The following is a 26,661-nucleotide window of genomic DNA, read 5'->3' as shown; positions in this document are numbered from 1 at the left end:
CTCTATGCGGTTATGCGGTGCGGACGGTGCCGCCCATCGCGATCGTCGCGGCCATCGCGGCGCGGAACATCTCCTCGGGCGACTGGCCGGCCCGGCGGTCCCAGCGCGGGATGAAGTCGCTCACCGGCAGCGGCCTTCCCTTGGTCCTCTGGCTGTTGATGACCGACGCGGCGACCATCGCGGCATGCACGTCACCGCGGCGGGAGCCGAGCGGCCCGGCGATCCGCTCATACGCCTGCCACTCCGACAGCTCGCGGGAGGAGACGTGGGCGAGCATCTCGGCGACGGACCGGTGCCCGAGATGCTCGGTCAGGCGGAAGTAGAACTGCCGCTCAGGGCGGCGCCGGAGTTTCCCAGGAGCTCCGCCTGGTCCTCCTCCGTCAGGCCGGACAGGCGCATGGCGACGTCGCACACCCGCTGCAGCGCGGTCGCGCTCTTCTCGCCCAGCCGCCGGGTCTCCGCCTCGGAGCGGAACATCCGCTTGCCGTTCTCGTCCACGATCGCGGCCGCGGCGAGACGGGCCCGGAACCCGGCGAGCTTCTCGGTGTTCAGCGAGGTGCCGGATGCGCTCACCATGGACGCTTCGATCTTGTCGCGTTCGGTGCCGGACAGGGCGCGCACCCGCACGGTGCCGCCCCACTCCGGCACGTCGACGTCCTCGGTGCTCAGGTCCTCGGCGTCGAGGATCTGCTGCGGAGACAGGTACGTCGTCATCGGCGTCACACTCCGGTGGTGATGGTCGGCTTGCCGGAGACCTTGAAGGTCAGGGAGGCGGCCAGCTTTTCGTCGTGGGGGGCCTCCGGCTCGAAGGCGGTGAGGATCGCGGCGAACGCCCAACTGCCGAGGGAGCCGGGCCACACGATCTTGTAGTTGCGGGGCTCGGTGTCGTCGAAGTCGGCGACCAGGACGTCGTGTTCGCGCGGGTCGTAGTTGATGTCGATGGACACCTCGCCGCCGTCCTTCAGGCCGCCGATGTGCTCGCGCCAGCCATCGGCCGAGTCGTGCGCGGTGACGTCGTAGGTCTCCCGCTCGATGCCGGGAGGGGTGATGTTCGTGACGGCGGCGATGGCGGTGAACACCTCGCTGCCCGCGCCGTCGCCGCGCTGCAGCTGGGTGCCGAATGCGTCCAGTCCTGCCATGGTCAAGCCTCCTTGGTCAGCCACACCCGGTAGGTCACGTTGATGTGCCGGATGTCGGGGTCGGGGTCACGCAGCTGGGTGTGCTGCTGGTGGGCGATCGACACGTCACCGAACCCGGCCACCGTCAGCGGTTGCCGGTCCAGCGCGTCGTCGAGGGCGGACAGGATCCGGGACGCCTCACGCCAGCCCCGGTAGCGCGACCACACGTGCAACACCACGCTGGCCTCCAGGCCGCGCTGGTTGTGCGCGTCGTCGACCAGCTCGCTGATGGAGCCGATCGTCACGTAGGGGGTGGTGGCCGCCTCCGGTACCTCGTCGTGCACGCCGGTCACCAGGGCCATCAGCGGGGCGTGGCCGGTGAGCTTGGCGTACACCGCCTGCTGCAGCGGCCACAGGGCAGCGGTCACGAGCCGGACCCCAGGTGCCGGCGGAACGCGGCGCGGTAGGTGGCCGTGACCTGGCGGCGGTGCTCGTTGAACGCGGGCACGAGGTAGGGCTGGTCGGGCATGGAGCTGGTGCCCTTCTCCACGTGCAGCGCGTACTCCAGTTCCTCGGGGTCCCACACGCCGACCTCGGCCCGGCCGTAGCGGGTGTCGACCCGCTGGTCGAGGGCCTCCCACAGGGAGCCGGTGTCGCGCGGGACGCGTTGCTCGGCGGTGTCCTGCACGGCGTCGGCCCACTCGGTGAGGGTCTCGCCGCGGGCCTGGCGCATCGCTTCGGGTACGCGGGCGACCGCGCGCAGCGCGCGGTCCAGGCCGTCGAGTCGGGCTCGGGCCATCGGTGGTCCTCCTCGTCAGGGCAGCTGCAGGACGGCGACCGTGACCGAGGTGACGGCGCTGTAGGTGATGGCCGCGCGGCCGGTCATCGGGTCACGGAACGCCGACTTCAGCGGGATGAACGCGGAGCCGGAGGCGGGGATGGTCTGGGCTGCGTCGGCCACCGCGAGGTCGCCGACCGAGCCGGGGGTGGCGACGGTGACGGTCTTGGAGGTGGCGTCGCCGTTGCGGACGTGCAGCACCAGCTTCTCGCCGACCGGAGCCTGGTCCCCGCCGCCGGCGGCGGCGGCGTAGGTGGGCTGCAGCCCAGACAGGGGCATGCTCTGCACGCTGAGGATGGCCATGGTCTCTCCCTAGGGTTGGCGGGCGGAGGCGTCGGCCCGCAGGTAGGTACCGGGCTGGGACGGCTCGAACGTGGCGAGCACCTCGTAGACAGTCCCGTCCCGGCGCAGTTCGTCGCCGCGGCGGACGTCGGCGTCAGCCCGCAGGTAGATGACGTGGGTCAGGCGGGACTCGGCCTGGTCGGCGGCCTGCCGCTCGCGCGCCGAGGGCTGCGACAGGCGGGCCGGGACGGTGGCCTGCAGGGCCCAGGTGGTCTCCTGCCCGCCGCCTCCGTCGTCGACGGTCGTCACCCGCCACACCTCCAGACGGGCGTTGAGGTAGCGGCCGATGCGGCTCACCGCGACCTCACCACCGCGACGCCCCCGCCGAACCGGGCGCGCAGGCGGGCGCGCAGGTAGTCGGGCAGTTCCATCTCGGTGATCCGGCCGTGGTCCCCGAACGTGACGGCGTAGTCGCCGATCCGCTCGGAGCGCACGTCGCGGGCGGCCAGGCCGGTGCCGCCGTCCTCGCTGCGGTAGGCGACCAGGGCCGCGGCGGCGATCCGGCACACCAGGTCGACGATGTCCGCCGGGACGGTGGGCAGGCCGTGGGTGTAGGTGACGGTGACCTCGGACGGCTCGCACGTGGGCGACCAGCCGGAGGCAAGCCAGAGCACGCTGCTGCGCAGGCGGTAGTCGGTGACCGCCTGGCCGTCGATGAGGACGGCGGAGACCGCGGTGACAGGCGGGCCGGGCAGACGCAGGCGCTGCCCGGGCTCGCCGTCGAGGGTGACGGTGGAGGTGGTCTGGCTGATGGGGCAGCCGGCCGCCTCACGTACCGCTGCGGAGGCGACGTCGAGGTAGACCTCGGCGATGTCCGTCTCGCCGCTTTCGACGGTCACGCCGCGGGCGGTGAGGTCGGCCACCGTCGCCAGAGGATCCAGTGCCACGGTGGCCGCCTCTCACGCGTCGTCGCGGGCCGGGGGCTCCGGCTCGGAAGCGGGACGGGGGTCTGTGACCTTTGCCTCCACGCCCTCGGGGCGGGGGCCGCCGTCGTCGGTCCACTCCACGCGCGGCCGCGGGCCGGTGTGCCCGTCGTCCTTGGTGCGGTCCTCGGTGACCGGCGCGTCGTCCTCGGTGTCGGGGGTCTGGTCGTTGCGCTCGTCACTGGCCATCGTGCTTCTCCTCGCTGCTGGGCGCCGGTGCCTGTGTGGCGTTGTCGATGAGCTGCTGCTTGGTCAGGTCCTCGGCTTGGTCGCGGTCCATGCCGAGGTGGGTCACGGCGTAGGTGACCCAGTCGCTCTTGGTCGCGTTGACGGCGGGCCGCTTGACGGTCTGCTCGTCGGTGTCGTCGGCCGGGGCGCTCTCGTCGAGGGGGGTCCACTCGCCGGAGGCGATGCGGGCGCGGATGGTCTTCTCGTCGAAGGCCGGGCCGACGGTCACCACGAACGGGGCGCCGGCCGGGCCGCGGAAGCGGAGCTCGTCACCTACGCGCATCAGATGATCACGTCCGCTGCGGCGAGGCCGGTGGGGCGGATGACCTTCGCGCCGTACAGGTGCAGGCCCTTGACGATGTCGGCGAACCCCTTCTCCTTGCGGGCCGCTTCGGTTTTGTTGATCTGCTCGGCGTAGGTGACCGCGCCGGAGTACCCGGCGATGATCAGCTTGCCCGCGCCCGCACCGGGACCGTTGGGGGCGTTGTTGGACTTGCGCAGGGAGAATCCGGCGGCCTCGCCGACGATGCCGTTGGTGCGGGTCATCGCGCCGGCGGCGTCGCCTGCGGCGATGAACCGGTCGTCCTTGAGCAGCAGGCCGTGGAACGCCGGGGTGATCACGGCCCACCGGCCCTCGGCCGGGACGTTGTCGGTGTCGAGGATGACGCCGAGGTCGACCAGCAGGTCGTAGGCGTCGGACGGGGAGGCCAGGGTCTGCTCGGCGACCAGGTTGCCAGCGTCGACGCCGGCCGCCATCAGGCCGGCCACGTACTGGTCGGCGACGTCGCGCAGCTTGTACGCGGCCTTGCGGGCCTGCTCGGTCAGCAGCGCGCCGCCGGACAGGGCCTGGCGCTTCTCCACGTCGTCGACCTCGAAGGCGAAGTACTTCGCCTGGTCGATGGTCAGCGCGGTGTCGGAGTCGTCGACGTCTTCGATGACGATGTCGACGTGCGGGCTGTAGGTGCCGATGGTCGGGTCGGCGAGCGAGGTGATGTGGACGACGTCGCCGTACTGGGCGATGTCTCCCTCGTAGTCGCGGTTGATGACGCCCGGGGCGGCGTAGACGTGGGACTTTTCCAGGGTGACCAGGAGGTCGGCGTTCCAGATCTCCGGCTTGAAGGCGCTGATGGCCATGGGGTGTCTCCGTTCGGGGGGTTACCGGGTGGAGCCGAGGTAGTCCTGCAGGCGGCCCTCGTCGCGGGCCTTGAGGATCTCGGCGTGCTTGCCCTCCGCGGACAGGCGCTTGACGTCTGCCTCGGTGAGCTGGGGTGGCCGGCCACTCCCCTTGCGGGCGCCGGAGTCCGCGGTCCCTTGGAACCGCTTGGTGCCGCTTTGCGCGGCGGCGAGGTAGGGCTTGCGCTTGAGCAGGTCATCGATGGCGTCGGCGACCTCCTCGGCGTCGACGTTGCCGTCGGCGTCGACTTCGAACTGGGCGGGGTCGAGGTAGACCAGCGCGTCGGCCGGGTCGGCGAGCTTGCCCGCGGCGGCCGCGCGTACCTCCGCGCGCACGATCCTGGCGTTGGCCTTGGCCATGGCGGCCTGCTCGGCCTGCCGCGCCAGCGCCTCGGCGTCCGGCTGCTCTCCGTCGGCCGGCTGCTGCGCGGCGGCGAGCTGCTGTTCGAGCTCCCGGCGCCGGTCGCGCTCGGTGCGCCACTTGGACTTCATGGTGTCCAGGGCCTTCTTGCCCGGGTCGCCGAGCTCCTCGGCACCGTCCGGGTCGGGCTCGTCGACGTCCTGCTCGCCGGCGTCCGGAGCGTCGGGGGTGGTGTCGTCGATCGGCTCGTCGGATACGACCGGCTCGGCCTCGGGCGTGGGTGTGCTCATCGTCGTCTCCCATTGCGGGGTCGGGGACCGGGCGTTGCGCGCGGTCAGAACAGGTAGCCGTAGCGGCGCAGCAGGCGGATCGCGTGGGCGCGGTTGTCGGCCTGCCGGTAGATCTCCTCCGGGAGCAGCCGGGGCGCGGTGGCGGTGGCGTAGCGGTTGCCGGGGATCTTCTCGAACTGGGCCCGGCGGGATCCGTACAGGCCGCGGCGGGTGGTGCCCTCGGTGGTGGCCTGCACGGTGCGCCGGTAGCGGGTGGCGGTGGTCATGCCGCGGCGGGCGTTGACCACCTGCGCCAGGTCCGCGCCGTCACCGATCGCCCGGGCAGCGGGGCGGCCGAACGCCTTGCGCTGCTGCTCGGGGCTCATCTGCTCGTACAGCTGTTTGGGGCTGGCCAGCTCCCAGGTGTCGCCCGGGCGGCGCGGCGCCATGGTGCAGTCGCAGCGCGGATGACGCAGGAACCCCTCGGACAGGCTGTACTCGGCTCCGGCGAGGATGATGCAGCGCGGGCAGGCGGGCAGCTCCACCACGCGCACGTAGGTGACCACGCGGGGGCGGGCGATCATCCCGGCCATGTCCGCGATCCGGCCCGCGTCCGCGATCAGCGAGCGGGTCACCATCTCCAGGAACGCCGCTCCGGACAGGATCGACAGGGCCGTCGACCAGCCGCGGCCGACCCGGTTCAGGGCGACGATCAGCGGATACAGCAGCGGCACCGTCAGGTCCCCGGTCGCCGCCACGGCAGCTTCGGGTTTGACCTGCCCTTCACCCTCGCCGACCTCGCCGCGCAGCCACGCTTCGCTGCTGGACGCCGCGGTGAGCTGGCCGCGCCGGATCAGCGCGGCGACCAGCGCGGCCCGCGCCAGCCACGACCGCTCCAGGTCCTCCGGATCAACGCCGGACCACACCGTGCGCACCGCCCGCGCGGTGGCCGCACCGAGCTCGGCCCGCTCCTGCTGATGCTGGCGGGCCTGCTCCGGCGGGCTCACGCCACCGCCCCCTCCGGCTCGGCCGGCGGCGCGTCCTCGGGCTGCTGGGCGAGCATCCGCCCCGCGGCCGCCAGCGGGTCCAGTTCGTGCTCCCGCTCGATCATCGCCAGCAGGTCGACCACCTCGGCCGGGGTCAGCCCGTAGCGCAGGGCGAGGAACTCGAAGGGGAACCCGATCTGCTTCAGCTTCAGCAGCGCGTCCGCCAACTGCGCCTGCGAGCGCGACTCGGCGTCCGCCCACAGCATGTGCCCCGACCGCAGCGCACGGGCCTTGTCCTCGTTGTCCTGGACCAGGGCGATCAGCGCGAACACCTCACGCAGCGCCTGGCCGTACCACAGCTGTTTCTCCTCCACCCGCTTCACCAGGCCGGTCTCCGCCGCCAGCAGCGCGTCCGCGGACAGGTTGGCCATCTTGCCGACCAGGTAGTGCTGGGGTGTGCGGGTCTGGGCGGCGATGTGCCCGACCGCCACTTCGATCACGTCGGTGTACGCGGCCAGGTTGGCGGCCGTCCACTCGGCGATCGACACGTTCTCGCCGGTGAAGAACGCGATCCGGTCGGCGGCCAGCTTCTCCAGGTCCAGCGGCTTCTCGCCGACGACCTCGCCCGCCGCGTTGAGGATCGGCAGCATCGGCCGCTCCGCGCCGAGGACGACCCGCTGCGGGAAGCTGGCGTAGTCGGAGGCGGTGAACAGCTGGGCCCACAGCAGATTCACCGCGTCCTGCATCGGCACCACACCGCGGACGTCGGAGATCGGGTCGTCCACCAGCAGCGGCCGGTTGACCAGCTCGACGACCGGCACCACGCCCATGGGGTTGGGCTGCGGATTCGGTTCGCTCGTCATCTCCCTCGGCGTCCAGCCGTCGTCCAGCAGCTCGTCGACCTTGGCCATGTCCTCGTTCTTCGTGCGCCGCTCCACCGGCCGCTCGAACTTCCACACCTCGTCCGGCAGGTAGAGCACGGCCATGAACTTCTCGCCGTCCTGCCAGCGGCGCAGCGCGGCCCGGCGCCGGCGGCGGGACCCGGGCTCGTAGGCGACGATGCAGCTGGTGGCGTCCTCGAACGTCACCAGCGGTGTCTCCTCGTCGTCCGGGTCGTCCCACACCAGGGCGAAGGACCGGGCGGCGGTCACCGAACCGAGGAACCCCAGCTGGGAGTCGGCGTCCAGGCCGTTGGCCTGCCACACCCGCATCGACTCCGCGTCCGCCTTGTCCTCGCCGTAAGGCTTGATGCCGGTGACCGTCAGCCGCTCCACGGGGGAGTCGGCGACCACCTGCACCCAGTTGTCGGAGAAGTCCTTGTAGCGGTGGCCGTGGAACTTGCTCCACTCGTCCGAGGCGAACTTCAGCTTCTGCTCGCCCCGGTAGTACGCCTGGAACGTGGAGATCTTCTCGTAGCGGTTCGTCAGCTCCTTCTCCAGCGCCTCCACAAGGGCCTTCGCCTGCTTCTCGTCGGCCATGCCGGGCCCCCTCTCACGCGCCGTAGTAGTAGGTCTTCTTCGGTGCTGCCAGGCCCGCGGCGATGACGTCGCCGGCCGCCTCATGCGCGAGGACCGACGTGACACAGGCGTCGATCTTCTGAGCCTCGGATGCCTTGGTCAGCACGTACCGTCCGCCCGGGCGGGCGGCCGCGCGGGTGTTGGCCACGTGCTCGGCGGTGTGCGGGCACCCGTCGTGGGTGAAGCGGGTGTCCTTCTTCGTGACGTCGGTCTTCAGCCGCTCGCACGCCGCGTGCATCTGCACCACGCGCCGCGTGTACCAGCGGATGACCCGCTTCGGCCCGTACTGCTCGGCCCAGTCGTCGACCTCGGTCTCCCAGTACGGCGGATCCGCGTACAGCCGCACCACGTCGAAGTAGCGCATCACCTCGTCCATGGCGGCCTGTACCTCCAGGCGGGGGACCTGGCCGCCGTAGTCCGCCGGGTTCCAGATCGTCGGCAGCTTGTCCGGCCCGTAGGTGGGCGTGAACTGGTAGCCGTCCAGGGTCTCGGCACGGATGGCGGTGTGGTCGTCGAGGTCGGAGCCGTCGAACCCGAGCACGATCCGGGTACGCGGCTTGACCGTCCTCGGCGCCTTTGCTGCCCGGGCCTCCCACGCGGAGGCGTCGAGCCATGCCGTCGTGCCCGAGACGACCCGGTTGCCGTAGAACCGCTCGGCCTGCGCCGGGTCGTGCTCCATCAGCTCGGCGGCCTCGGCTTCGATGGCGTCGAGGTCGACGTGAGCGGACCCGGCGTAGACGATGGTGTGGATCTTCCGACGCTGCCGCTTGTCCTTGTACGACAGGGACGCCGGCGCCTGCGGGTGATAGCGGAAGATGTCCCGGCGCTTAGACGCCGCGGTCGTCTGCGCCACCGAGTTCTCCGACGGATCCCAGGTGTTCGTCGTCTCCATCGACCGGCCGCCCATACCGGCCAGACCGCGGCGCTGCGTCTCAGCGACCCGGCGGAGTTTGTTCTCCTTGGTCCACGTTCCGGTCTCGTCCTGCAGCGCGAAGTTGATCGGGTTACCCAGCCGGGACAGCGCGCTCGAGGTGACGACGTCGATACGGCCAGCGTCGCCGACCCGGACGAACTCCTCACCGACGCGCAGCTGCTCGGCCAGCGGGCCCAGCCTCACCATCGACCTCAGCGGCCGGTACACGTTTGCGACCTGGTCCTCGCTGGACGCGGTCAACTGGATCAGCGGGGTGGGCCACGGTGTGCCCATGGGGTCGCCGGGCTCGTACTCGTACCACCAGCCGCACGGGCAGCCGTGGTCCGCGCACCGGTACCGCTCGCCGCCGCGGGCCCAGCCGGCGAAAACGACCGGGCCGACCGCCTCGGCCAGCACGATCGTCGCCGACCACGGCCCCTTGCCCGTCTTCTGCGGCGCGACCACCTGGGAACGGCGGTAGTGGAACGCCGGCGCCAGCTGGCCCACCGCCGCCTCGGGGCGCACACGGTAGTGGTTGGCCGTGCACCACAGCTGCCACGGGTACAGCTCCATGCGCTCGCCCGCGCGGAAGCCATCCGGTATCGGGCAGTGCTCCTCGATCCAGTCCGGCACGACCCACAGGGTCGGGAAGTCGACCAGGAACCCGGTGTCAGGTGCCTTCGCCACTGGGCACGACCCTCAGCCGGTCGCGCGCACTCGCGCGCCGCACGGGCGCGGCCGCGGCCTGCTCCACCACCTCGGCGGCCGGGGCGACCTTCCACCGGTTGCGCAGCATGCCCGCCACGCTCAGCCCGAGACTGTCGAGGTAGCCGCGGATCATCTTCTTCACGTCGACCCGGCAGTCGGGCCGCTCAGCCTCCGCCAGGGTCCGGCAGAACAGGGCCACTTCAAGCACCTGCTCCAGCGCCTCCCAGGCGACCGCCTGCGGCTTGGCCCACAAGTCCTCCCACAGGTCCGCCTCGCGGTCGGTCTGCTCGGTCAGCGGCCACTGCGGCGCCGGCCCGGTGCGGCCCTCGGCCGGCAGCGTCGTCCACCCGCCCGCCTGAACCGCCTTCGCGGACTTCAGCGAGTTCGGGTCCGGCGGCGGACCGGACGCGGCGTGTCCCCCACGGGGCATAGTGATCACTCCTTCGCGCGCTGCGTTGCGCAGCACCGACGGCCGTCACCTTGCGTCACGGCCGGTTGTCGATCATGGACCTTCTGACCCGGCGGACCTCGCAGAGCCCTCCCCGGCGTTCGGCCACCCCACCTGGCCGGGGGTCACCCCCCACACCCCATCCGTTGGTTAGTCACATGAGGTGACGAGGGGCCAGTGCAGCCACCTGCGTGAAACCCGAGTGCTCTGGCAGGTGCTGTTGAGCGCGCTGGCCCATGGCGGCCTTACGGTCTGGACGATGCGAGGAGAAGCGATGACGCAAACCGAAGTCCGGCAGCCCGTGCGGGTCGTCTGTCCGGAGTGGTGCTCGAGCGGGCCTTGCTCGACAGGCGGGCCGGCGCACAGGCCTGACGAGGTCATGCATACGTCTGGCTCCGTGTATCACGCCGTGCCAGATGGGTCGGGCCTCCCGGGACGCTATCCCGTGGCCTTCTACTTCGAGCTGGCCTGCTTCTCTGAAACGGCAGCGAAACCGGGTGCTCCCTACATCATCTTCGATGAGGACTGCAACACCGAGCTCCGTGACGTGGCGGAGCTTGACGACCTGATTGATGAGCTGGAGAGCGCCGTCGTGCAGCTACGGGGTTGGCGAAAGATCATGGCGAGCCATTACGGCGAGCCTTACGTGAGCTAGCCTCGGTCGTTCCAGCCTCCGGGCTGGTGCCTCGCCGTCTCACGCGAGTGGTGAGCCTTGGTCATGGACTGCAGGTTGGCCCAGTCGTGGCCGCGTGGTCCGAGGGGGCCGAGGCCGTCGCGGTGGTTGACCTCGCTGGCTCGTGGCCGCAGCAGCTCGGGCAGGGCCATGCACTCGTCGCACTCGCAGTAGGGGTGCGCACGCAGGTACGCGGCGGCGGTGCGGCGCCATCGAGTGTCGTAGCCCTTGGCGGTGGGGGAGAGGCGGACTCGGCGTGCGTTCTGCTCGCAGGCGTCACAGCGGCCGGATGGAGTGAGGTTCGGGCACCCAGGCGTGGGGCAGACCTGCAGCGCCTTACGAGGCGGCATGGTCACCTCCGGACGCGCATCGGCCCGGCCGCGGTGATCGGGGCCGGGCCGGTAGTCGAGGGGGGTCAGCCTCGGCGACGGAAGAGGCAGACGAGCGCCGTGCGTTCACCGCCCAGGGCCTTGCCCTCGGCGGCCGCCATGTTGGACAGCATCCAGCCTTGCGCTTCGATCGCTTCGATCTGCTCGCCGACGCCGGACATGACGCCGGTGGACCGGTGGCTGACGTTCGCCTCAATAATCTTGAAGGTGAGGACCTGGCGGCCGGCGGCGTATGCCTCGGCGGCCGTCTTGGTGGCAACCTCGGCCTTGGCGTTGTTGATGAACCCCATGCGTACCCCCTGGGCGTAGGTGACGAGGGTCACATCATGAGCCGACCGGGAGGGGCGGCGTGGGCGGTGTAGCCGTTCCGTGACACGACGAAGCCCCGACCGGGGGGGAGTGGTCGGGGCTTCGTCGTGCGTCTTGAGGGGCCTCTCACCCGCGCGGCGTGGTCCCACTGGTTTGGGTGCCGCTTGCGGGAGGGTCCAGTCGCCTGGTCCCGACCTCCTGCTGGTGTCCGGGCATGCCGGACGTGCCTTGAGTGTTACACCGCGTGATCTGTGAGGTCAAGCTGCCGTGGGAGCCTGGCGTGCTTGGAGCTCGTTGAGGTCGACGAGGTCTCGTCCGGCGTGGTCGCGGCCGTGGTGGGTGAGGTGACCGCGGTGGAGCCAGACGCGGATGGTGCCGGGCTTGACGCCGGTGGCGGCCTGGGCGGCGTACAGGTCGATGAGGAGTGGCTCGCGCATGCGTCCAGTGTGGCTCAGCGCTACGGGCTGGGTGTCGTGGTCCAGTGGTCGAGGTAGCCGTGTTCCGGACCGCAGAGGTTCCACGGAGGCTCGAGGACCGTGCCGTCCTTGCAGACAGCCGTGAAGCCATGGTCCGGCTGGTCGTAACCTGGCGAGCCGTTGAGCAGGGCCCAAAACAGGAGTACCGCAGCCATGGTGATCAAACCGAGCACCATGATGGCCGCACGCCCCAGACGCTCCCGCATGCGCGGCTAATCCTCGTGCCAGGTGCCGGAGAACGAGCCGTCCTTGAGGCCGTAGGCGCGGCAGTGCGCGTCGATTCGCTGCTGCACCTCGTCGAGCATCTCGCGCCCGTTCTCCTCAATCCGCCGGCTCATCTCCTCGGCATACTCGTCGGAGTAGCGGCGTTCTCGGACCGCTTCCTCGAGCAGCTCCCGCTCTGCGTCGAGAGCCTTGTTCTTACGCCTGTATTCGTCCTTGAGTCGTTCCAGCTCGGCCTTACCGGGCTTGTCCTCTTCCACGATGGGCAGTTCGTCGGTCATCGCACCCCCTCTGTGTGCTGTGGTGATCCATTCTGCGCGGCGGGTGCGTGGCTGCGGTAGAGCGCGGTCAGTGGCCGTGAGGCGGGTACCACCAGCCGCAGATGGCGCAGTAGGTGAGGTCAGTGGCGAGGGCCATGAGGGCATGGAAGCGTCGTCGCACGGTGTCTCCTGGGTGGTCTACGGGCCGGTCTACGGCCGGTTCAGGTGGGGTCTACGGCCCCTTCTTCGGCGTCCTGAGCTGCGTCTACAGCCCCGGAAGGGGTGTCCACGGGCTTGGGGGAGAGGAGGGCTTGGATGTCGGCGGCGCGGATGCCCTTGCGGCCGGTGACCGAGCCGACGCGGATCTTGTCGACCGGCACGCGGCAGTGGTCGAGGAGCGCGCGGAGGCGGACGTCGTCGAGGTGTGCGGATGCAGGCCGGGCTTGGAAGGCGTCGTAGAGCTCGCGCAGGTGGATGCCGGGGCGGTCGCCGATGAGGTGCTGTATGCCGAGGAGAAAGTGCTGGCGGAGCTCCTCCTCTGTGGGCGGGATGGGGCGGCCGGCGCGCCAAGCGGCAACGGTGTAGGCGCCGACGGCGATGGCGAGGAGCCGGGGCTCCTGGTTGGCGGCGCGGGCGGTCATGAGCGCGCCGAGGCCGAGAGCTGCTGCGCGGCCGGCGCGGTTCTCGGCGAGGGCCCAGCCGCGGAGCTGGCCGAAGAGCTTGAGGTGGCCGACGGCGATGCGGCGGGGGTGGATGCGCTGGGCGGCCCACCGGGGCCTCCCGTGCCCGAAGCGGGGCACGGGAGGCAGTTCGAGGGTGTCGGCCTCGGGGTCGGTGGCCATGGGCGTGGTCAGGCGTTGCCGATGAAGCTGGCGAGCATCTGGCCGACGCTGCCGAAGAGCATGCCGAGCATGGTGCCGACCTGGGTGCCGGAGAGGGACAGGCCGAGGCCGAGGCAGACGAAACCGGGGAGCAGGTGCAGCTTCTTGGTGTCCTTGCCGTGCTTGTGCATCTGCCAGGCCCAGATGCCGAGCACGATGATCAGCAGGACGGAGATCGGTACGGATCCGCCGCTGGTCGGTGCGGCGGGCGGGGCGGCCATGGCGTGCGCGGTCGCGGTGTCGATGGCGGCGAGCAGGCTGGTCTTCATGGTCGTGTCCTTCAGTACGAGAGCGCGGTGATCGCGGCGATGAGCAGGAGGGCGCCGAGTGCGGCGCGGGTGAGGAGGCGGCGCGCCGTGGAGCCGGCGGGCAGCAGCCGGGTGGCGAGGAGCGCGCTGGGGATGGCGATCAGGCCGTAGTAGCCGAGTGCGTGGTACGTGATCACGGCTGCACCTCCTCGTCGAGGAGTGCGCGCACCCGCTGGGCTCGCTTCTGGCCGATGCGCATCCCGTTCTGGAGTGCACGCAGGGATGCGGGTCGGCCGCGCTGCGCCTGGTGGGCCGCGTCGATACGGCGGGCCTGCGGCAGCAGCGCGCGGTCCGCGGCTTCATCCGCACCGGGTGCATCCGCATCCATCTCGGCTGCATCCGGACCGCCGGTGGGGACGTCTACGGCCTCGTCGCCGTCCCACCGGGCGTGTACGGCGAAGAGGGTCTGATCTGCGGCGGATGCACCGGCGAGTGCGCGCGGGTGCGCGGTTGCGTCGAGTCGCAGCGCCATCCGGACCTGGGTGTCGGAGACGATCACGCCGTGGTCGCCGAGCACCTGCCGGACGCCGTCCGGGTCGAGGTCGGGATGCGCACTCGCCACGGCGAGTACGGCGTCGAGCGGCTGCATCTCGCGTAGCTCCCGGTACGCGACGACCGGCGCTGGCTGCGGCGGCCGGGCAGGCTCCCTGGTCTGCCAGGGGGACGGCAGGTCGAGGGTGGCGAGTGCGCCGGAGTGCAGCCGGGCCGCGAGGAGTTGCAGGAGTGCGCGGCGCTGCTGGGTGTCGGCGCCGACCTGCGCACGGCCGACGGCCCGGGACAGCTTGCGCTGCAGTCGTGCGCGGCGTCGGGTGCTGATGCTGTCGCTCTGCGCCAGGCGGGCGGCGAGGTCGACGGCCTGGGCGGTCCAGCGGTCGCGGGTGATCTGCTCTGCGGTGCGGTCCCGGGCGGCCAGGCCGAGGCGGGACAGGAGCCGCTCGCGGACCTCCCGGGTCAGGAGCGCGGCCAGGGACTGTGACCCGGCACCGGGCTTGGCGTGCCGGAGTTCGATGCCCATGGCGAGGTGCCACAGGACGGCGGCGAGGAACGGCCCGACGAACGCCCGGACGGTCCCGCCGATCAAACCCGACTCGGCGTAGGCCGGGATGACCTGGACGCCGGTGATGAGCCACACGAGCATGCCCGGGGTGCCGGGCGCGCCGGTGGTTTTCAGGTTCTGCCGGGCCATGAGGGCGGTGGAGAACAGGGCCATCTCGCCGGCGGCGAACATGGCGGCCCGTTCGGCGGTGGAGTTCATGTCGAGGTGGTCGGCGGCAAACCGCCAGGAAGTGTCGGCGCTGTATGCGGTGCATCCGGCGGCGGCCACGGCAGCGGCGATGACCGCGACCGGGGGCCGGTCTGCGGCGCGCAGGGCGCGGACCGTGGTCCACGCCGCTGCGCTGACTGCCGCCAGTGCCGCGCCGACGGCCGCGGCGGTGGGCCACGGGTTCGCCGTCGCCCACTCGTAGGCGGGGTGGATCAACGGTGCTCCTTGGCGAGCAGGGTGAGGAGCTGGCGAGCCGCGACTCGGACCTCGGCAGCCCGATCGACGAGCGCCTGGGCGAGCGCGTCGAGCGCGTGAGGACCCATCGGGTACCAGTCGCCGTCGATCTCGACGCTGACGAACGGGCGGGTGCCGAGCGGCTTGTCGGTGAAGGGCCGCTGCTCGAAGACGAACCGGAGGACGACCGCCGGCCCGCTGCTGGTGGGGACCTTCAGCTCCTGCTCGGCGCTGGTGTGCGTGATGTCGACACGCCACCCGTTGACCTGGTGGTAGTCGCCCGTGCACCACGTCGGGCACAGCGTGTCGACGTCACCGTGATCGCGGGTGGGCACGGTGACGACGCGGAACGAGGTCACTGGTGCTCACCGCCTTCGGGCTCGGCGAGCCGCTGGAGGGCGGCGGTGAAGCTGCCGAGCCGGCGCAGGCTGGCCGTGAGGGCGCCGAGCTCGTTGGAGGCGGCATTGGCCAGCCGCAGGAACTCGGCATCCTGCCGGACGGCACGGAGCGCGTCGCGGTCGGCCGGGCGCTCGTGCAGCGGTTCGTCAAGGTCCTCGACCTCGACGGCGACCCGCACGGCGTACCTGCTGGAGCGCAGGGCGCCCGATGTGCGCAAGGGGATGCCGTCTGCGGTGATCAGCCCGCGTTCGGCGCGGGCGGCCAGGTGGTAGGCCAGAACGAGGACCGTTCCGGCGACGTCGTCGTCGTGGATGCCGAGTGCCCGCCGCAGAACGGAGGGATGCTGCGCCATGAACTCAGGCATGCGGAGCTTGCGGCTGTTCATGCGCTCGTCACCCCCCGAGCGATGAGGCGCAGGAGGGCGGCGTACTCGCCGCGGGTCTGCTCGTCGCGGACGGACGGGGCGACAGCGAGGAAGTCCTGCTCGGCAGCGAACGCGGCCTCGGTGGGGCCGTGCAGCTGTTCGGCGAGGACGAGCGCCTGGGCAAGCCGGGTGGCCTCGCTCATGACGGCCTCGGGCCGGTAGCTGTCGAGCTTGCTGGCGAGCCGGTCGAGCATGGTGCGCGTGTCGTCGCTGAGGACAGCGGGGGCGGTGTCGTTCATCGCGCACCGCCGGCGCGGACACGGCGCAGGGCCTCGTCCATGTCGGGGTCGGAGTCGCCGGTCGCCTCGTCGAGTCGAGCGTCGATCAGTCGCATGACGAACTGGCTGACGCTGACGCGCTCGGCCTTTGCCAGGGCCGCCAGAACCTCAGCGCGCGAGCCCTTCAGGACGAGATGCACGTCGCGGCGACCGGCGCGGGGGTTGCCGCTGACGTTGTGCGCCGGCTCTTCGGCCAGGATGGCGGCGCGCTCGGCGGCGAGCGCGGCCTGCCGGTTGGGCAGGGAAGTCAGCTCCTTGCGCACGACCAGCGGCCACCACGCGCTCTTATCGCGGTGCTGCTCCCAACGTTGCGACTGGTTGCAGGTGATGCCGATGTACAGCAGACGATCGGCCGCGTCGTACATCCGGTACAGAGTGGTCGGCCCTTCGAACCGCTCGGTGGCGTGGCTCGGGCGGCGAGGGGTGCGTGTGGCCGCGCTTGACGCGCGGGTAGGCTCCTGCTGGTCCATGACGAGGTCCTGTCTCGTTCGTGGGCAAGTGACCGGATGGCGTTAGCGCGCCTTCCGGATGCCGGGTAGTCGCCCTCTGGCTTGGCGGTGGAGTCGCCTTCGCCAGGGGGCCTACTTGTTACTTTGTTCGGTTGTGGAGGTGGCTGGCGGTGGAGTCGCCGGCCCGTACTCGTTGATCGCTCTTCGTACTGCGCGGACGTCGATCCCGATCTCCCGGGCGACAGCCGACTTGCTGCCGAGTTCCAAGACACCTTCCGCGAACGCTTCGGCTCGTCGTCGGGCGCTTGCTGCGATCTCTGCTTGCAACTCGCGCTGCCGCCGATTCTCGGCTTCAACGCGCTCGCGCCAATCGGTGGTTGGCACATCACCAACGGTACTAGGACGCAGTGTCCTAGGCAAGGAGTTAGCGTCACTCAACTGGGTGACTTCGCGCCGGAATCGGCCTGGCGCGCCCTGCCCTCCCGCGCTGAGTGCACGGTGCGCATCACCTCTGCGGCGTGCCGGGCGCAGATCACGGCCTCGCCGTTCGGGTCGATCGCTTCGCCGGTACACCGATTGCCGTACCGGTTGGTCATGCGGCAGGTGACGATTCGCTCAGGCATGTCTCCTCCTCGGGGTCACGCGTCTCGATTCGCTCGTCGTGGTCGATGAGCTGCTTCAGGGCGGGCCAGGTGGCCGGCGGGAAGGAGCAGCCGCACCAGCGGCAGGCGACTGCCTTCTCGCCGGGGTAGCGGCGCAGGACTGCGCCGCAGATGTTGCCGCTCTCATCGACAGCCGGGCAGGCACCCAGGCGTACCCCGCGCTCGCCCGGGTCGCGGGGGTCGATGATCGACAGGATGTCCTTGACGAGGTTCCGGATTTCCCTGGCGAACGTGCCGGCCTCGGGCCAGGACATGGCGATCCAGGGCATGCCGGCGGTCAGCGCGTCGACGGCTGTACGCAGCCGCTGCTCGGCCGACCCCGCCCGCTTCGGCTCGGTCATGGAGCGGTCGGCGTGCACGGCGGCGTGCCAGTCCTCCACGACGCCGACGATGCCGCCCGGGCCGCGGAGGTTGAGCACGGGCTCGGAGACGGGCAGCGGGGCGTCCACAGCCTGTGAACGGCCGTACTGGGCGCTGGCCCGCCCTCCCGGGTGCAGGAAGGCGGCCAGCGCGACGTAGAGGCCTGGGAGTGAGTCGAGGCGGGTCAGGGTGGCCGTGGTGCAGCCGCGGCACAGCTGGCCGTCCTCGGCGTCGCCCTCACACAGTCCGCAGATGCTCACGCCTGCTCCTGCCGAGCCAGGATGTCGCGCCAGCCGGCTGCCTCGAGGTGCTTCTCGGCGCGGGCGAGCTGACGATCGGCGTTGTGCGTGATTCGTCGGGCGTCCGCGTACTGATCGATGAGCATTACTGCACCCATGGTCAGCACGCCGAGGTCGAAGCCAAGGAACAAAGCGGTGAGTTCGGAGGGGGTCACGAGGTCTCCCTTGCTCGAAAGGCTGGAGGGGCAGGGCGGGGCGCGGGCTAGAAGGGCGGCTCGTCGGACCCACCGGCTGAGGCCGGGGTGCGCCCCGGTGCGGGAGCGGGCGGGGTGCCCAACCCGCCGCCGGTGGGCTGCTGCTGTGCCGGGCGGGCACCGCCCCAGCCGTCATCCGTGGGCGTGCCGCCACGGTTGCCACCGCCGGTCTTCTTGGTGACGACGGCCGATGCATAGCTGAGGGACGGACCGACCTCGTCTGCGTCGATCTCGTACACGGTCCGCTTGACGCCCTCGCGGTCCTCGTAAGACCGCTGCTTGAGGCGGCCCTGGACGATGACGCGCATACCGCGGCCGAGGGTCTCGGCTACGTTCTCGGCGGCCTGGCGCCATACGGAGCAGGTGAGGAACAGGGCCTCGCCGTCCTCCCACTGGTTGGTGGTCTTGTTGAACGTCCTCGGGGTGGAGGCGACGCGGAACTTGCAGACCGCGGCGCCGGCCGGGGTGAAGCGGAGCTCGGGGTCATCGACCAGGTTGCCGACGATCGTGATGGTGGTCTCTCCAGCCATGGGACTGTCTCCTCGGAGGTTGATCGTTTTCGGGGTGCCGCGAAAGTGACAAGGGTTTTCACTAGACGGGCGTCCGCAAAGTGATCAAGGCCCTAGGTTCGGCGGTAGTTGAGTTCGCGGAGCTTGGCGGCGTGCCTGATGGCGACGCCGCGGCGGCGGGCGGCGGCGAGGGCTGCGCGGCGGCGCTTCTCCCGCTCGATACGGGCACGGGCAGCGGCCACACGTTCGGCGACGATGTCGGCGACGTTCATGAGAGCGGCGGCTGGATGGCGGGGGCGGGGCCCTTGGGGTACTCGGGGCTGGTCCAGAGGGCGCCGTGGGCAAGGAAGACGGGGTGGATCTCCGTCTCGGGGTTCGCAGCCTCGTCGAATCCGGTGACGACGGAGGCCCAGGCGACGATCGGGCAGACGATGCGGTCCCCGTCATTGAGGTCGGTGACGGTGACGCTCCAACCCGGCTCGGCTGGGGCGAGGGCGATGGTGGCGTGCATGGCGTACATCAGGCTCCTTATGTGGTTGGTGAGCTCGTCCTCGTCCCGTTCCGCTGGGACTGGTGTTGCTGTGTGACCTCGTCCTCGTCCCACCTAAAGGAGTGGGACGAGGGACGAGGTCTCACTCACCTCGTCCGGACGAGGTGGGGACGAGGTGGGGACGAGGTCATGCGGCGTGTTCGTCGGACTTGGTCTTGGTCGTTACGGCGAGCGAGTGGAGGGTGGCGTTCCGGGGGCCGGGAGCTACCGCGATCTGCCCGCTGTCCACCAGCTCGGCGACGGCCCGGCGAACGTCCGCGGCCTTGCCGGTGACGCGGTCCTCGATGCCCTTGCCGGTGAGCGGGGCACGCGCCTTGCCGAGCGCCTCGAGGACCTTGTGCTTGATGGCGTTCATGCGCTTCTGGTCCTCGCCCTCCTGTCGCTCCTGCTCGTCGCGCTGGACGGGCGCGTACAGGTGCGCTTCGGCGAACTCGGCCGACTCGGATTTGATGACCAAGTCGGCGTACCAGTGCAGGCCGCTGGCGTGAGGCAGGCCGTTCTTGCGTAGCTGTGCTGGTCGGTCCTTCGCGATCCGGATGCGGGACTTGCCCGTGACGCCGACGCCGAACGGCCGGATGTTCTCCAGGGTGTACATCGCGCCGTTGAGGCCGTTGAGCTTGTGGACGCCACCGATGCTGTACCGGCCCCGGTTCTCGCTGGACTTGACGACGTGGTCGAGGGTGACTACTGCGGCGCCAGCTGCCGCGATGGGGCGCAGCAGCTGGCGGCCGAAGGCGGCGATGTCGGTGTTGTCCTTGAGCTCGAGCCCGAAGAGGGACATGCCTTCGGTGACGCCGTCGACGATGGCGAGGGTGGGGCTGAGGTGGAGCAGCTGGGCCAGGTCGAGCAGGTCGATGTTGCTCGGGCTGTTCTCCGGGCGGACGTAGTGGAACCGGTCCAGGACGTCGGCCGGTACGGCGCCGAGGGCGAGGAGGCGACCGACGACGCCGCCTGCGTCGTCCTCGAAGTCGATGTAGAGGACGTGGTTGCCGTCGTTGATCTCCTGGAGGCAGGCGATCAGGGCGAACCAGGTCTTCCCGGCTTCTGACTCGCTGGCGATGCTGTTCATGCGCCCCGGGTAGAACAGCCCGGCTCCGTCGTCCCGCCGTCCGACGGACGGCTGCGGCGGCTGGTATGAGCCGTCGAGCACGCTCCGCAAGTCCTGGGCTCCCCAGGTGCGAGGCGCTGGCTCTCGTTCCGTCCGCTCCGGCGCGGCGTCTCCCCAGTCGTAGGGATCCGGCTCCTCGCCGTCCGGGCCGAAGTACGCGTCCATGGCCGCGTCGATGTCGGTGGTCATGCGACCCGCCTGCGGTCGCTCGGGCGGGTGGCGGCGCTGTCGAAGGAGTTCCGGGCTTCCGACTCGGTCAGTCCGACGGCGGCCGCGGCGTGCATCAAGGCGGTGTGCGCCTGGCCGAGGTCGATGAGGCCTTGCTCAGCCAGCTCATGAGCGCGGCATGCGGCGAAGTACAGGCTGTTGTTCCGGCCACGCTGCTTGTCGCCGGCCACTGAGTCCATGACGTGCTGGACCAGGTCCTCGACGCTCCACAGCTTCCCACCGCCTTCCCGCCTGCTGGCCTGCGTGGGCCGCGGGAACGGGTGGCGGGGTGCCTGGCTGGGAGCGGGCAACGGCTGCTTCTCCTTACGGGGCAGCAGCGCGCTCGGCCAGGGGGTGGCGGGCAGGCGGAACAGGCCGTCGCCTGCCCAGCGGTACCTGGCGCCTGAGGCATGGACGGAGGGATCGAGGAGGATGTAGCCGTTGTGCTTGAAGTCGATGCCGGGGAACGGCTCGCCGGGCAGGTCGAAGCCGGGGGAGAGGTACAGCAGGTGCAGCCCGTCCCCGCCGGTGATCTGCATGGTGGTGCCGGGCAGGACGCCGACGCGCCCTTCGAGGGCAGCCAGGGACCGGCTCCCGCCGTTGCGGGGGTCGATGTCGAGGACGGCCCATCCGTTGAGCTTGCAGGGGGCGCCGATGTTGGCGTCGGGTTCCTCGGTCCACCAGTGGCGGATCAGGTCCGTGTCGGTGGTGGCGGCCCAGAAGCCGTGGCAGGTGGGGACGCCGCAGCGGCATTCCTCGGGGCGGTGCTTGATGTAGAGGCTGCTTTGCTTGTCGCAGCGCGTGCAGTTGGCGTAGGGGGCCTTGCTGCGGCGGACGCGGAAGACCTTGATGCCGAGTGCGGCGTATGCCAGCGCGGCGTCCAGGGGCCGCGCGGGGATCTTGGTGCCGACTTTCACGAACGGGCTCTCTTCTTCGAGCAGGGTCTGGTTGTCCGTGAGGGGCGGGCGCTGCCGCCAGCAGCGCCCGCCTGGCCGCTATGCGGTGTCTCGCATGCCGCGGGCGACGTCCTCGGCCATGGCCGTGATGGCCTCGCACCAGCGGCGGGCGGCGGCGCGGACGCACATCGGGCTGGGCTGCTCCTCGAGGTCGGCGCGTACCGAGCCGAGGGTGACGTGGAACCGGGCCTGCTCGGCGACGAGCGCGAGGTGCGCGGCGCCCTGGTCCTCGTCCTCGGGGAGGCTGACGGGCTCGGTGATGGGCCACTGGCCTGCGGTGCGCTTCACTTGGCACCGTCCACGTGGGTTTCGATCCAGCGGGCGAGGTCCTCGAACGATTCCGCGAACTTGCCGGTGGCGATCGCGTAGATGGCGCGGAGGTTCACTTCGAACTCGGCGGCGTTCTGTGCGGCCGCCGTGGGGGTGGCGCCTCGCGCAGCGAGGTACCGCTCTGCGGCGAGCGGGTCAGGCTCAGCCCATGGGGCGGGCGTCTCAGCCGCCACCTCTGCGACGAGGCGGAGTGCCGCGTCCTGGATCTCCGACCCCTCGCCCAACCCGTTGACGGCGGCGAGGAACTGGGCACGTTCGGTGTACGTCAGCGGGTTCACGCCGCCTCCTTGTTGACGTTGGCCTGGTGGAAGATCGTGCGGAGCTTGGCGCGCTGGTCGTCGGTGAGTGGCGGCGCCTGGCTGACGAGGCGGTCGATGCGCTCCCAGTAGCCCGCGGGCCGCGCCGGCCGCCCGGGGGCGCCCCCGACCGTCGGGGTCTCCTGCTCGGCGGTCACCGGTGCGCCTGGGGGGCGGCGCGGTGTTTGCGGAGGGCCCTTAGGCGCGGGATGAAGCGCTCCAGGTCAGCGATGAGCTGGGCGGCTCCGGTCACGTCCAGTTCGGCGTTGGAGTTCGACTCGGCCCAGATGGCGATCGTGCTGTGAGGGTTGTCGGGCTCGTCCGACTCGTAGATCTCGGCGTTGATCAAGCGTCCGAAGGCGCCGGGTGCGGTGATGCTGTACGTCTCGGCGGCCGGGTCGCCAGGCGCGATGCCGTCGAGCTGGTCAGCCAGGGCCTCAACCTGATCCAGGTGCGCGCGCAGCTCGGCGCACCGGGCACGGGTCTGCTCCGGGGTGAGGTCCAGGTCGAGGAACCCGATGAAGGGCGCGCCCTGCTCGTCGGCGATGATGCTGGCGGGAAGGACGCGGTCACCGAGACCGTCCGCGTTGGGCGCCTCCACGTATACGGACGCGTGGGTGGAGTGAGCTCCAGCCTCGACGCACCAGTCATGAGCGGGGCAGATACTCGTCGCGTGTGCGACGGCTGATCGGGCCGCGATCGAGTCGGTCACAGGACCTCCCTCCCGTTCTTGACGACAGTCGTGGCGGTCATGGAGGCGGGGAAGGCGTCCTCAGCCAGGCCGTGGAAGTGGGCGATGAGCAGCCGCGCGACGGCGTCGCGCTCGACGGGGTCCTGGCCGGCGGGCATGGCGAGGATCAGAGCGCCGGACCGCTTCTCGATGAGCTGGCCGTAGAACCACGACTGGGTGACGCTGGTGATGTCGACCAGGGTGGCGTTCTGCTCGACGAGCAGCTGCGGCAACGGGGCCGCGATGACGTGCTCGACGGTGGGAACGGGCTGGCCGACGTTCGACTCCACGCCGGGGGGTGTTGTCGGTAGAGTGTTCATTTGAACGCGTCCTCTCTCTGCTGTCAGGCGGGCTGGGTGAGGCGTTCGCTCGACGGCGCTGAGGGGGCAACCTCGGCGTCGTCGCTGTCTTCCCGGGCGATCTGCAGGACCCGGAGCATGTCGGCGGTGATGACGCGGTAGCTCTTGCCGGCGCGGATGACCGCGCATGGGAATGCTTCTGTCTTGGCCAGCACATATGCGGTGGTGCGGCCCAGTCCGAACGCCTTCGCTGCTGTCTCTACGTCGACGACGGCCGGGAGGTCGAGGAGCTCGCGGCGTGTCAAGCCAGTTCGAGTCGCTGTCATCTTTCGTGACACTCCTTGCGGAAGTTGCTTCCTGGGGAAGTAACAGGAGTGTGTTCCGGACATCCGGTCGATGTCAAGCGCTGTTGTCTTGTGCAGACACAGAACCTGTGTCACCTTCTCCGCTGTGACACAACGTCCGCCGTAGGCCGTCCCCTGCCGGTTGGTGCGGACACAACCTCCGTGGGAGCCTCGCTGTCATGGCACAAGAAGACGTAGCTGACCTGGACTGGGGCAGTCGCCTGACGCAGAACATCGCTCGGGAAGTGCGGCGGTACCGCCAGAAGAAGGGGCTCAGCGCTCAGCAGCTCTCCGACCGAACGGTCGAGCTAGGGATGCCAATCCAGCGCTCGGTGCTGGCCAACCTGGAGAGCGGACGCCGAACGACGGTGACCGTGGCAGAGGTCTTGGTGCTGGCGGCAGCGCTAGGCGTGCCTCCGGGAGTCTTGATCTTTCCCGTTGGATTTGCGCAACACTGCGAGAACTTGCCTGGAAGCTTTCCCGAGCCTATTTGGGCGATCGAATGGCTGTCCGGCAGAGCGATCCTTGGGGAAGAAGAGGTGGAAGAGTATGCCGAGTCGCCTCTGGGGCTAATCCGCACGCATGAGGAGCGCATGGAGTATCTGATGCGCGCTATCCGTCGTAGGGATCAAGCGCGAGAGGAGTTCTCGCAGCAATCGGAAGAGGATGGTGATGCGCTCCGGCGATATGACCTTGCGATGGCAGAGTTGAAGGAAATCGGTGAACAGATGCGGCGACTGAATGAGTCCATCAAGGCTGGCGGTCATGTGGATTACGATTACTTCAGGGATCTTAAAGATGAACATGACCGCATTTATTCGACCGTGCAGATGTATCAATCCCGAGCTGCGCAGTATCGGTATGCAAGGGACCGTGTCGAAAGGCTTGAGGAGCAGGTAGTGAAGGCTCAGGGGCGCCTGCTGGAGTCGCGTAAGGAGATCAAGGCGAGGGGACTTGTGCCGCCGCTCCTTTTCAAGAAGCTCATGTACCTGGACCCGGATGCTCCTGTCGCTCTTGATGACATGGACAAGCGGCGGGAGATGCTCCCTGAGGCGCTGGAGGTTATTCCGACCGCGAGCGATGTTGATGAGGTTGACATTGAAGCACCGGAAAATTCAACCGAACTTTCTGGCGCCCCTGGTCGACTTTCCGAGTCTGATGCCATTGAGATCATGAATGAGTTGCGGCCGCACCTCAAAAGAGAAATTGCAGCGGCTTTTTCTGAAGTGCTGCGTGAATACGGCGCTGGGGAGTCGTAGAGGTTCGCCACGCCATTTTGGTCATGCTCCTGGTTGGCGCTTCCACAGCACGTCGATCGTCTCGTAGTCGAAGTAGCCGCCGTCGGGCATCCGCCCGCGGCGGGCGGGTCGTACCGTGACGGTTGCCAGTGACCGCAGGACCGCGCGCCGCTGGTCCAGTGGCATGTCGTTCCATGCCTTGCGCACGTCTGGCGCGCCCACCAGGGGCACCAGCGGGTCCGTCACCGCGGCCCGCGCCAGCTGCTTGTTGACGCCCTCCAGCTGAGCCCGCGCCGTGTCTGATCCTTCGGCGAACTGGGCCATCGTGATCTGACCGGCGCCGAACAGGCCGGCAAGGTCCGTGAGCCGACGCCGGATCTGCTCGCTCTCGACCTGCAGGGCGGCCACGTCCACGTCGCCGGGACCGGGCAGTAGCAGGTCCGCAGCGTCCGGCCGGGACAGGCGCTCGATGATGAGGTCCTCGATGTACTCGTCGAGCTTGTCGGCCCGTCGACCTCCGCCGTGCTTGGACTTGCAGCGGTAGCTCGGGTGCCCTGCTCCGCCGGCCTGGCCGGACGTCATGGTTTCGGTGCAGCCGGGCAGCCCGCAGCGGTAGATGAGCGAGCCGAACCATCTTGGCTGGGCGCCGGGCGAGGTGCGTCGGGACGGGTCCTTCAGGATCGCTACGACGGCCCTGTGCTTCGCTTCGGAGACGATGGCGTCCCAAGCCCCTGTGCCGATCTCCTCGCCCCTGTAGACGGCGATGCCGGCGTTCCTGGGGCGGAGCAGCATGTCCCGGGCTTCCGTGTCCCCGATCGGGTTGCCGCGGGTGGTGGTGAACCCCTTGTCGGCCAGCCAGCGGACCCAGCCCTTGACCGAGCCGCCGGACAGGAGCATGTCGTGTCCGGTGTCGATCGCTGCTGCCTCCTCGGGGACGGCCTTGTTCATGTCGAGGACGGGCACCTGGATCTCATTGCCGGTCTCCTTGTCGACCTTCGTGCGCATCTCGCCGGTCGGCACGCCCCACCCGAACGGGCGAATCCCGCCGCCCCATTCGCCGGCCTTGGCCTTCTGTAGCCGGGCCCGGGCGACGCGGGCGCCCTTGTGCTCCGACTCCTGGCGCGCGACGGCCCCCAGGATGCGGGCGGTCATCCGGCCCGACGGCGTCGACAGGTCGATGTGTCCGGCCTGGACGGTGTGGGTCGTGACGCCGCGCCGTTCGGACAGGTCGATGAAGTCGTCCAGTTCGCGGGTCGACCTGTGGAGACGGTCGGTGTGCCAGGCGAGGACGACGGTGGCGTCGCCGTCGTCGAGGCCGCTGAGCATCTCGCGGTAGTCCTTGCGGGGCTTGCCGGAGTACGCGGAGATGTCGTTGTCCACGAAGATGCGCACGACGCGGTACTCGACTTCGGGTGTTGAGAGCCGTTCGGCGAGGCCGTGGCAGTCGTCGATCTGGCGCTGCGTGCCGAGGCCGGCGCCCTCTCGGTCCTGCGAGATGCGGGCGTAGATGTAGCAGCGGATGACGCGGCGAGTGGCTGCGATGGCGGCCTCGAGATTCAGCGGCATGGCCTAAGTGTGGCCTGTTAGCGGTGTCTTGTCGTGGGTTTCGGCAAGACGACGCTGCTCTCCACGCTGCTGGGCCTGGTGGGCGAGCGGGAGCGGATCGTGCTGGCGGAGGACTCCGCCGAGCTGCGGCCCGACCACCCCCATGTGGTGCGGCTGGAGGCCCGGCCTCCCAACCAGGAGGGAGCCGGCCGGGTGACGCTGCGCGACCTCGTGCGGCAGGCGCTGCGGATGCGGCCCGACCGGCTGGTGGTGGGAGAGGTGCGCGGTGCCGAGGTGACCGAGCTGCTGGCCGCCCTGAACACCGGCCACGAAGGCGGCTGCGGCACGGTGCACGCCAACACCGCCTCCGATGTGCCGGCCCGTCTGGAGGCGCTCGGCACGGCCGCCGGGCTCGACCGGGCGGCCCTGCACAGCCAGCTGGCGGCGGGACTGTCGGTGGTCGTGCACCTGGCCCGTGACCGGGGCGGGCGGCGCCGGATCGCCGAGGTGCACGTGCTGGAGCGGGACCCGCAGGGGCTGGTGGTGACCGCGCCCGCCCTGCGGTGGGGCGCGGACGGATTCCTGTACGAGCGGGGCTGGGAGCGGCTGCGGTCGCTGATCGGGGGTGCGCGATGATGACGCAA

General features: G+C 70.1%; 46 protein-coding genes and 1 pseudogene. 3 read left to right on the top strand and 44 right to left on the bottom strand.

The window, feature by feature from the left end; all coding sequences use genetic code 11:
• Positions 1–10: 10 nt before the first annotated feature.
• The 16 genes from ACIA79_RS17080 to ACIA79_RS17005 are packed head-to-tail and all read right to left on the bottom strand — an operon-like array spanning position 11 to position 9,806.
• A complete protein-coding gene (locus ACIA79_RS17080; protein WP_399429074.1) occupies positions 11–277 on the bottom strand; it encodes a hypothetical protein in 267 nt (88 codons plus the stop codon).
• Between the two features lie 32 nt (positions 278–309).
• On the bottom strand, positions 310–714 hold the full coding sequence (locus ACIA79_RS17075) for a hypothetical protein (RefSeq protein ID WP_399429073.1): 405 nt from the start codon (positions 712–714) through the stop codon (positions 310–312).
• 5 nt (positions 715–719) lie between these two features.
• A complete protein-coding gene (locus ACIA79_RS17070; protein WP_399429072.1) occupies positions 720–1,139 on the bottom strand; it encodes a phage tail tube protein in 420 nt (139 codons plus the stop codon).
• A 2-nt stretch (positions 1,140–1,141) separates the two neighbouring features.
• Complete coding sequence (locus tag ACIA79_RS17065) at positions 1,142–1,546, bottom strand: DUF3168 domain-containing protein (protein WP_399429071.1); 405 nt, start codon at positions 1,544–1,546, stop codon at positions 1,142–1,144.
• Positions 1,543–1,917, bottom strand: coding sequence for an HK97-gp10 family putative phage morphogenesis protein (locus ACIA79_RS17060; RefSeq protein WP_399429070.1), 375 nt, complete (start codon positions 1,915–1,917; stop codon positions 1,543–1,545). Before ACIA79_RS17060 ends, ACIA79_RS17065 begins: the two co-directional genes overlap by 4 nt.
• Positions 1,918–1,932: 15 nt before the next feature.
• The gene (locus ACIA79_RS17055; protein WP_399429069.1) at positions 1,933–2,259 is read right to left on the bottom strand and encodes a hypothetical protein; all 327 of its coding nucleotides are present in this window, start codon (positions 2,257–2,259) and stop codon (positions 1,933–1,935) included.
• 9 nt (positions 2,260–2,268) lie between these two features.
• Positions 2,269–2,595 carry a phage head closure protein gene (locus ACIA79_RS17050; RefSeq protein ID WP_399429068.1) on the bottom strand — a complete coding sequence of 109 codons (327 nt, stop codon included), beginning with the start codon at positions 2,593–2,595 and terminating at the stop codon, positions 2,269–2,271.
• A complete protein-coding gene (locus ACIA79_RS17045; protein ID WP_399429067.1) occupies positions 2,592–3,185 on the bottom strand; it encodes a hypothetical protein in 594 nt (197 codons plus the stop codon). The genes ACIA79_RS17050 and ACIA79_RS17045 overlap by 4 nt, the downstream gene beginning before the upstream one ends.
• A gap of 12 nt (positions 3,186–3,197) precedes the next feature.
• Positions 3,198–3,410, bottom strand: a complete 213-nt coding sequence (locus tag ACIA79_RS17040; RefSeq protein ID WP_399429066.1) for a hypothetical protein — start codon at positions 3,408–3,410, stop codon at positions 3,198–3,200.
• Positions 3,400–3,732 (bottom strand): hypothetical protein, encoded by a 333-nt coding sequence (locus ACIA79_RS17035; RefSeq protein WP_399429065.1) that lies wholly within the window; start codon positions 3,730–3,732, stop codon positions 3,400–3,402. The genes ACIA79_RS17040 and ACIA79_RS17035 overlap by 11 nt, the downstream gene beginning before the upstream one ends.
• Positions 3,732–4,583, bottom strand: coding sequence for a N4-gp56 family major capsid protein (locus tag ACIA79_RS17030; protein WP_399429064.1), 852 nt, complete (start codon positions 4,581–4,583; stop codon positions 3,732–3,734). The genes ACIA79_RS17035 and ACIA79_RS17030 overlap by 1 nt, the downstream gene beginning before the upstream one ends.
• Positions 4,584–4,604: 21 nt before the next feature.
• Positions 4,605–5,273, bottom strand: coding sequence for a hypothetical protein (locus ACIA79_RS17025; protein WP_399429063.1), 669 nt, complete (start codon positions 5,271–5,273; stop codon positions 4,605–4,607).
• A 44-nt stretch (positions 5,274–5,317) separates the two neighbouring features.
• Positions 5,318–6,259, bottom strand: coding sequence for a hypothetical protein (locus tag ACIA79_RS17020; protein WP_399429062.1), 942 nt, complete (start codon positions 6,257–6,259; stop codon positions 5,318–5,320).
• Positions 6,256–7,716, bottom strand: a complete 1,461-nt coding sequence (locus tag ACIA79_RS17015; protein ID WP_399429061.1) for a phage portal protein — start codon at positions 7,714–7,716, stop codon at positions 6,256–6,258. The genes ACIA79_RS17020 and ACIA79_RS17015 overlap by 4 nt, the downstream gene beginning before the upstream one ends.
• Positions 7,717–7,729: 13 nt before the next feature.
• Complete coding sequence (locus tag ACIA79_RS17010) at positions 7,730–9,355, bottom strand: hypothetical protein (RefSeq protein WP_399429060.1); 1,626 nt, start codon at positions 9,353–9,355, stop codon at positions 7,730–7,732.
• Complete coding sequence (locus ACIA79_RS17005) at positions 9,339–9,806, bottom strand: hypothetical protein (protein WP_399429059.1); 468 nt, start codon at positions 9,804–9,806, stop codon at positions 9,339–9,341. The genes ACIA79_RS17010 and ACIA79_RS17005 overlap by 17 nt, the downstream gene beginning before the upstream one ends.
• Before the next feature lie 277 nt (positions 9,807–10,083).
• Here ACIA79_RS17005 and ACIA79_RS17000 point away from each other — a divergent pair, with 277 nt between their 5' ends.
• Positions 10,084–10,479, top strand: coding sequence for a DUF6907 domain-containing protein (locus ACIA79_RS17000; protein WP_399429177.1), 396 nt, complete (start codon positions 10,084–10,086; stop codon positions 10,477–10,479).
• On the opposite strand, the gene ACIA79_RS16995 is transcribed toward ACIA79_RS17000, so the two are convergent.
• From ACIA79_RS16995 to ACIA79_RS16865, 27 genes are all read right to left on the bottom strand, one after another.
• Positions 10,476–10,847 (bottom strand): HNH endonuclease, encoded by a 372-nt coding sequence (locus ACIA79_RS16995; protein WP_399429058.1) that lies wholly within the window; start codon positions 10,845–10,847, stop codon positions 10,476–10,478. The genes ACIA79_RS17000 and ACIA79_RS16995 overlap by 4 nt on opposite strands.
• 65 nt (positions 10,848–10,912) lie before the next feature.
• Complete coding sequence (locus tag ACIA79_RS16990; RefSeq protein ID WP_399429057.1) at positions 10,913–11,209, bottom strand: hypothetical protein; 297 nt, start codon at positions 11,207–11,209, stop codon at positions 10,913–10,915.
• A 243-nt stretch (positions 11,210–11,452) separates the two neighbouring features.
• The gene (locus ACIA79_RS16985) at positions 11,453–11,632 is read right to left on the bottom strand and encodes a hypothetical protein (RefSeq protein ID WP_399429056.1); all 180 of its coding nucleotides are present in this window, start codon (positions 11,630–11,632) and stop codon (positions 11,453–11,455) included.
• Positions 11,633–11,652: 20 nt separating this feature from the next.
• Positions 11,653–11,877, bottom strand: a complete 225-nt coding sequence (locus tag ACIA79_RS16980) for a hypothetical protein (protein ID WP_399429055.1) — start codon at positions 11,875–11,877, stop codon at positions 11,653–11,655.
• A 6-nt stretch (positions 11,878–11,883) separates the two neighbouring features.
• Positions 11,884–12,174 carry a hypothetical protein gene (locus tag ACIA79_RS16975; RefSeq protein ID WP_399429054.1) on the bottom strand — a complete coding sequence of 97 codons (291 nt, stop codon included), beginning with the start codon at positions 12,172–12,174 and terminating at the stop codon, positions 11,884–11,886.
• Positions 12,175–12,374: 200 nt separating this feature from the next.
• Entirely contained in the window at positions 12,375–12,995 is a 621-nt protein-coding gene (locus ACIA79_RS16970) for a hypothetical protein (protein WP_399429053.1), read from the bottom strand.
• A gap of 8 nt (positions 12,996–13,003) precedes the next feature.
• Entirely contained in the window at positions 13,004–13,303 is a 300-nt protein-coding gene (locus tag ACIA79_RS16965) for a hypothetical protein (protein WP_399429052.1), read from the bottom strand.
• 11 nt (positions 13,304–13,314) lie between these two features.
• Positions 13,315–13,479 (bottom strand): hypothetical protein, encoded by a 165-nt coding sequence (locus tag ACIA79_RS16960; RefSeq protein ID WP_399429051.1) that lies wholly within the window; start codon positions 13,477–13,479, stop codon positions 13,315–13,317.
• Positions 13,476–14,822, bottom strand: coding sequence for a hypothetical protein (locus ACIA79_RS16955; RefSeq protein ID WP_399429050.1), 1,347 nt, complete (start codon positions 14,820–14,822; stop codon positions 13,476–13,478). The genes ACIA79_RS16960 and ACIA79_RS16955 overlap by 4 nt, the downstream gene beginning before the upstream one ends.
• Complete coding sequence (locus ACIA79_RS16950) at positions 14,819–15,199, bottom strand: DUF6907 domain-containing protein (RefSeq protein WP_399429049.1); 381 nt, start codon at positions 15,197–15,199, stop codon at positions 14,819–14,821. The genes ACIA79_RS16955 and ACIA79_RS16950 overlap by 4 nt, the downstream gene beginning before the upstream one ends.
• A complete protein-coding gene (locus tag ACIA79_RS16945) occupies positions 15,196–15,624 on the bottom strand; it encodes a hypothetical protein (protein ID WP_399429047.1) in 429 nt (142 codons plus the stop codon). Before ACIA79_RS16945 ends, ACIA79_RS16950 begins: the two co-directional genes overlap by 4 nt.
• Positions 15,621–15,902: a hypothetical protein gene (locus ACIA79_RS16940; RefSeq protein ID WP_399429046.1), complete on the bottom strand. Its 282-nt coding sequence runs from the start codon at positions 15,900–15,902 to the stop codon at positions 15,621–15,623. Before ACIA79_RS16940 ends, ACIA79_RS16945 begins: the two co-directional genes overlap by 4 nt.
• Positions 15,899–16,411, bottom strand: a complete 513-nt coding sequence (locus ACIA79_RS16935) for a hypothetical protein (RefSeq protein ID WP_399429045.1) — start codon at positions 16,409–16,411, stop codon at positions 15,899–15,901. Before ACIA79_RS16935 ends, ACIA79_RS16940 begins: the two co-directional genes overlap by 4 nt.
• 111 nt (positions 16,412–16,522) lie before the next feature.
• Positions 16,523–16,774 (bottom strand): hypothetical protein, encoded by a 252-nt coding sequence (locus tag ACIA79_RS16930; RefSeq protein ID WP_399429044.1) that lies wholly within the window; start codon positions 16,772–16,774, stop codon positions 16,523–16,525.
• Positions 16,775–16,982: 208 nt separating this feature from the next.
• A complete protein-coding gene (locus tag ACIA79_RS16925) occupies positions 16,983–17,672 on the bottom strand; it encodes a hypothetical protein (RefSeq protein WP_399429043.1) in 690 nt (229 codons plus the stop codon).
• Positions 17,669–17,866, bottom strand: a complete 198-nt coding sequence (locus ACIA79_RS16920; protein WP_399429042.1) for a hypothetical protein — start codon at positions 17,864–17,866, stop codon at positions 17,669–17,671. The genes ACIA79_RS16925 and ACIA79_RS16920 overlap by 4 nt, the downstream gene beginning before the upstream one ends.
• A 47-nt stretch (positions 17,867–17,913) precedes the next feature.
• On the bottom strand, positions 17,914–18,435 hold the full coding sequence (locus tag ACIA79_RS16915) for a single-stranded DNA-binding protein (RefSeq protein WP_399429041.1): 522 nt from the start codon (positions 18,433–18,435) through the stop codon (positions 17,914–17,916).
• A gap of 92 nt (positions 18,436–18,527) precedes the next feature.
• On the bottom strand, positions 18,528–18,686 hold the full coding sequence (locus ACIA79_RS16910) for a hypothetical protein (protein ID WP_399429040.1): 159 nt from the start codon (positions 18,684–18,686) through the stop codon (positions 18,528–18,530).
• Positions 18,683–18,934: a hypothetical protein gene (locus ACIA79_RS16905; protein WP_399429039.1), complete on the bottom strand. Its 252-nt coding sequence runs from the start codon at positions 18,932–18,934 to the stop codon at positions 18,683–18,685. Before ACIA79_RS16905 ends, ACIA79_RS16910 begins: the two co-directional genes overlap by 4 nt.
• A 157-nt stretch (positions 18,935–19,091) precedes the next feature.
• Positions 19,092–20,261 (bottom strand): AAA family ATPase, encoded by a 1,170-nt coding sequence (locus ACIA79_RS16900; protein ID WP_399429038.1) that lies wholly within the window; start codon positions 20,259–20,261, stop codon positions 19,092–19,094.
• Entirely contained in the window at positions 20,258–21,196 is a 939-nt protein-coding gene (locus ACIA79_RS16895; protein WP_399429037.1) for a bifunctional DNA primase/polymerase, read from the bottom strand. Before ACIA79_RS16895 ends, ACIA79_RS16900 begins: the two co-directional genes overlap by 4 nt.
• Positions 21,197–21,274: 78 nt before the next feature.
• Positions 21,275–21,523 carry a hypothetical protein gene (locus ACIA79_RS16890; protein WP_399429036.1) on the bottom strand — a complete coding sequence of 83 codons (249 nt, stop codon included), beginning with the start codon at positions 21,521–21,523 and terminating at the stop codon, positions 21,275–21,277.
• Entirely contained in the window at positions 21,520–21,843 is a 324-nt protein-coding gene (locus ACIA79_RS16885; protein WP_399429035.1) for a hypothetical protein, read from the bottom strand. The genes ACIA79_RS16890 and ACIA79_RS16885 overlap by 4 nt, the downstream gene beginning before the upstream one ends.
• Positions 21,840–22,019, bottom strand: coding sequence for a hypothetical protein (locus ACIA79_RS16880; RefSeq protein WP_399429034.1), 180 nt, complete (start codon positions 22,017–22,019; stop codon positions 21,840–21,842). Before ACIA79_RS16880 ends, ACIA79_RS16885 begins: the two co-directional genes overlap by 4 nt.
• A complete protein-coding gene (locus ACIA79_RS16875; protein WP_399429033.1) occupies positions 22,016–22,573 on the bottom strand; it encodes a hypothetical protein in 558 nt (185 codons plus the stop codon). Before ACIA79_RS16875 ends, ACIA79_RS16880 begins: the two co-directional genes overlap by 4 nt.
• Positions 22,570–22,911, bottom strand: coding sequence for a hypothetical protein (locus ACIA79_RS16870; protein WP_399429032.1), 342 nt, complete (start codon positions 22,909–22,911; stop codon positions 22,570–22,572). The genes ACIA79_RS16875 and ACIA79_RS16870 overlap by 4 nt, the downstream gene beginning before the upstream one ends.
• Before the next feature lie 23 nt (positions 22,912–22,934).
• The gene (locus ACIA79_RS16865; protein WP_399429031.1) at positions 22,935–23,216 is read right to left on the bottom strand and encodes a DNA-binding protein; all 282 of its coding nucleotides are present in this window, start codon (positions 23,214–23,216) and stop codon (positions 22,935–22,937) included.
• 197 nt (positions 23,217–23,413) lie between these two features.
• On the opposite strand from ACIA79_RS16865, the gene ACIA79_RS16860 reads away from it, so the two are divergent.
• Complete coding sequence (locus ACIA79_RS16860; protein WP_399429030.1) at positions 23,414–24,493, top strand: helix-turn-helix domain-containing protein; 1,080 nt, start codon at positions 23,414–23,416, stop codon at positions 24,491–24,493.
• A gap of 21 nt (positions 24,494–24,514) precedes the next feature.
• Here ACIA79_RS16860 and ACIA79_RS16855 read toward each other — a convergent pair whose 3' ends face one another.
• Positions 24,515–26,038, bottom strand: a complete 1,524-nt coding sequence (locus tag ACIA79_RS16855; RefSeq protein ID WP_399429029.1) for a recombinase family protein — start codon at positions 26,036–26,038, stop codon at positions 24,515–24,517.
• 36 nt (positions 26,039–26,074) lie between these two features.
• Between ACIA79_RS16855 and ACIA79_RS16850 the strand changes: the two are divergent.
• A pseudogene (locus tag ACIA79_RS16850) lies at positions 26,075–26,653 on the top strand (ATPase, T2SS/T4P/T4SS family); the annotation flags it as partial.
• Positions 26,654–26,661: the final 8 nt, after the last annotated feature.

This window comes from Streptomyces sp. NPDC051310, assembly GCF_044455245.1.
GTDB lineage: Bacteria > Actinomycetota > Actinomycetes > Streptomycetales > Streptomycetaceae > Streptomyces.
The sequence above is the reverse complement of the archived record's forward strand: the minus strand, read 5'-3'. Positions and strand labels throughout refer to the sequence as shown.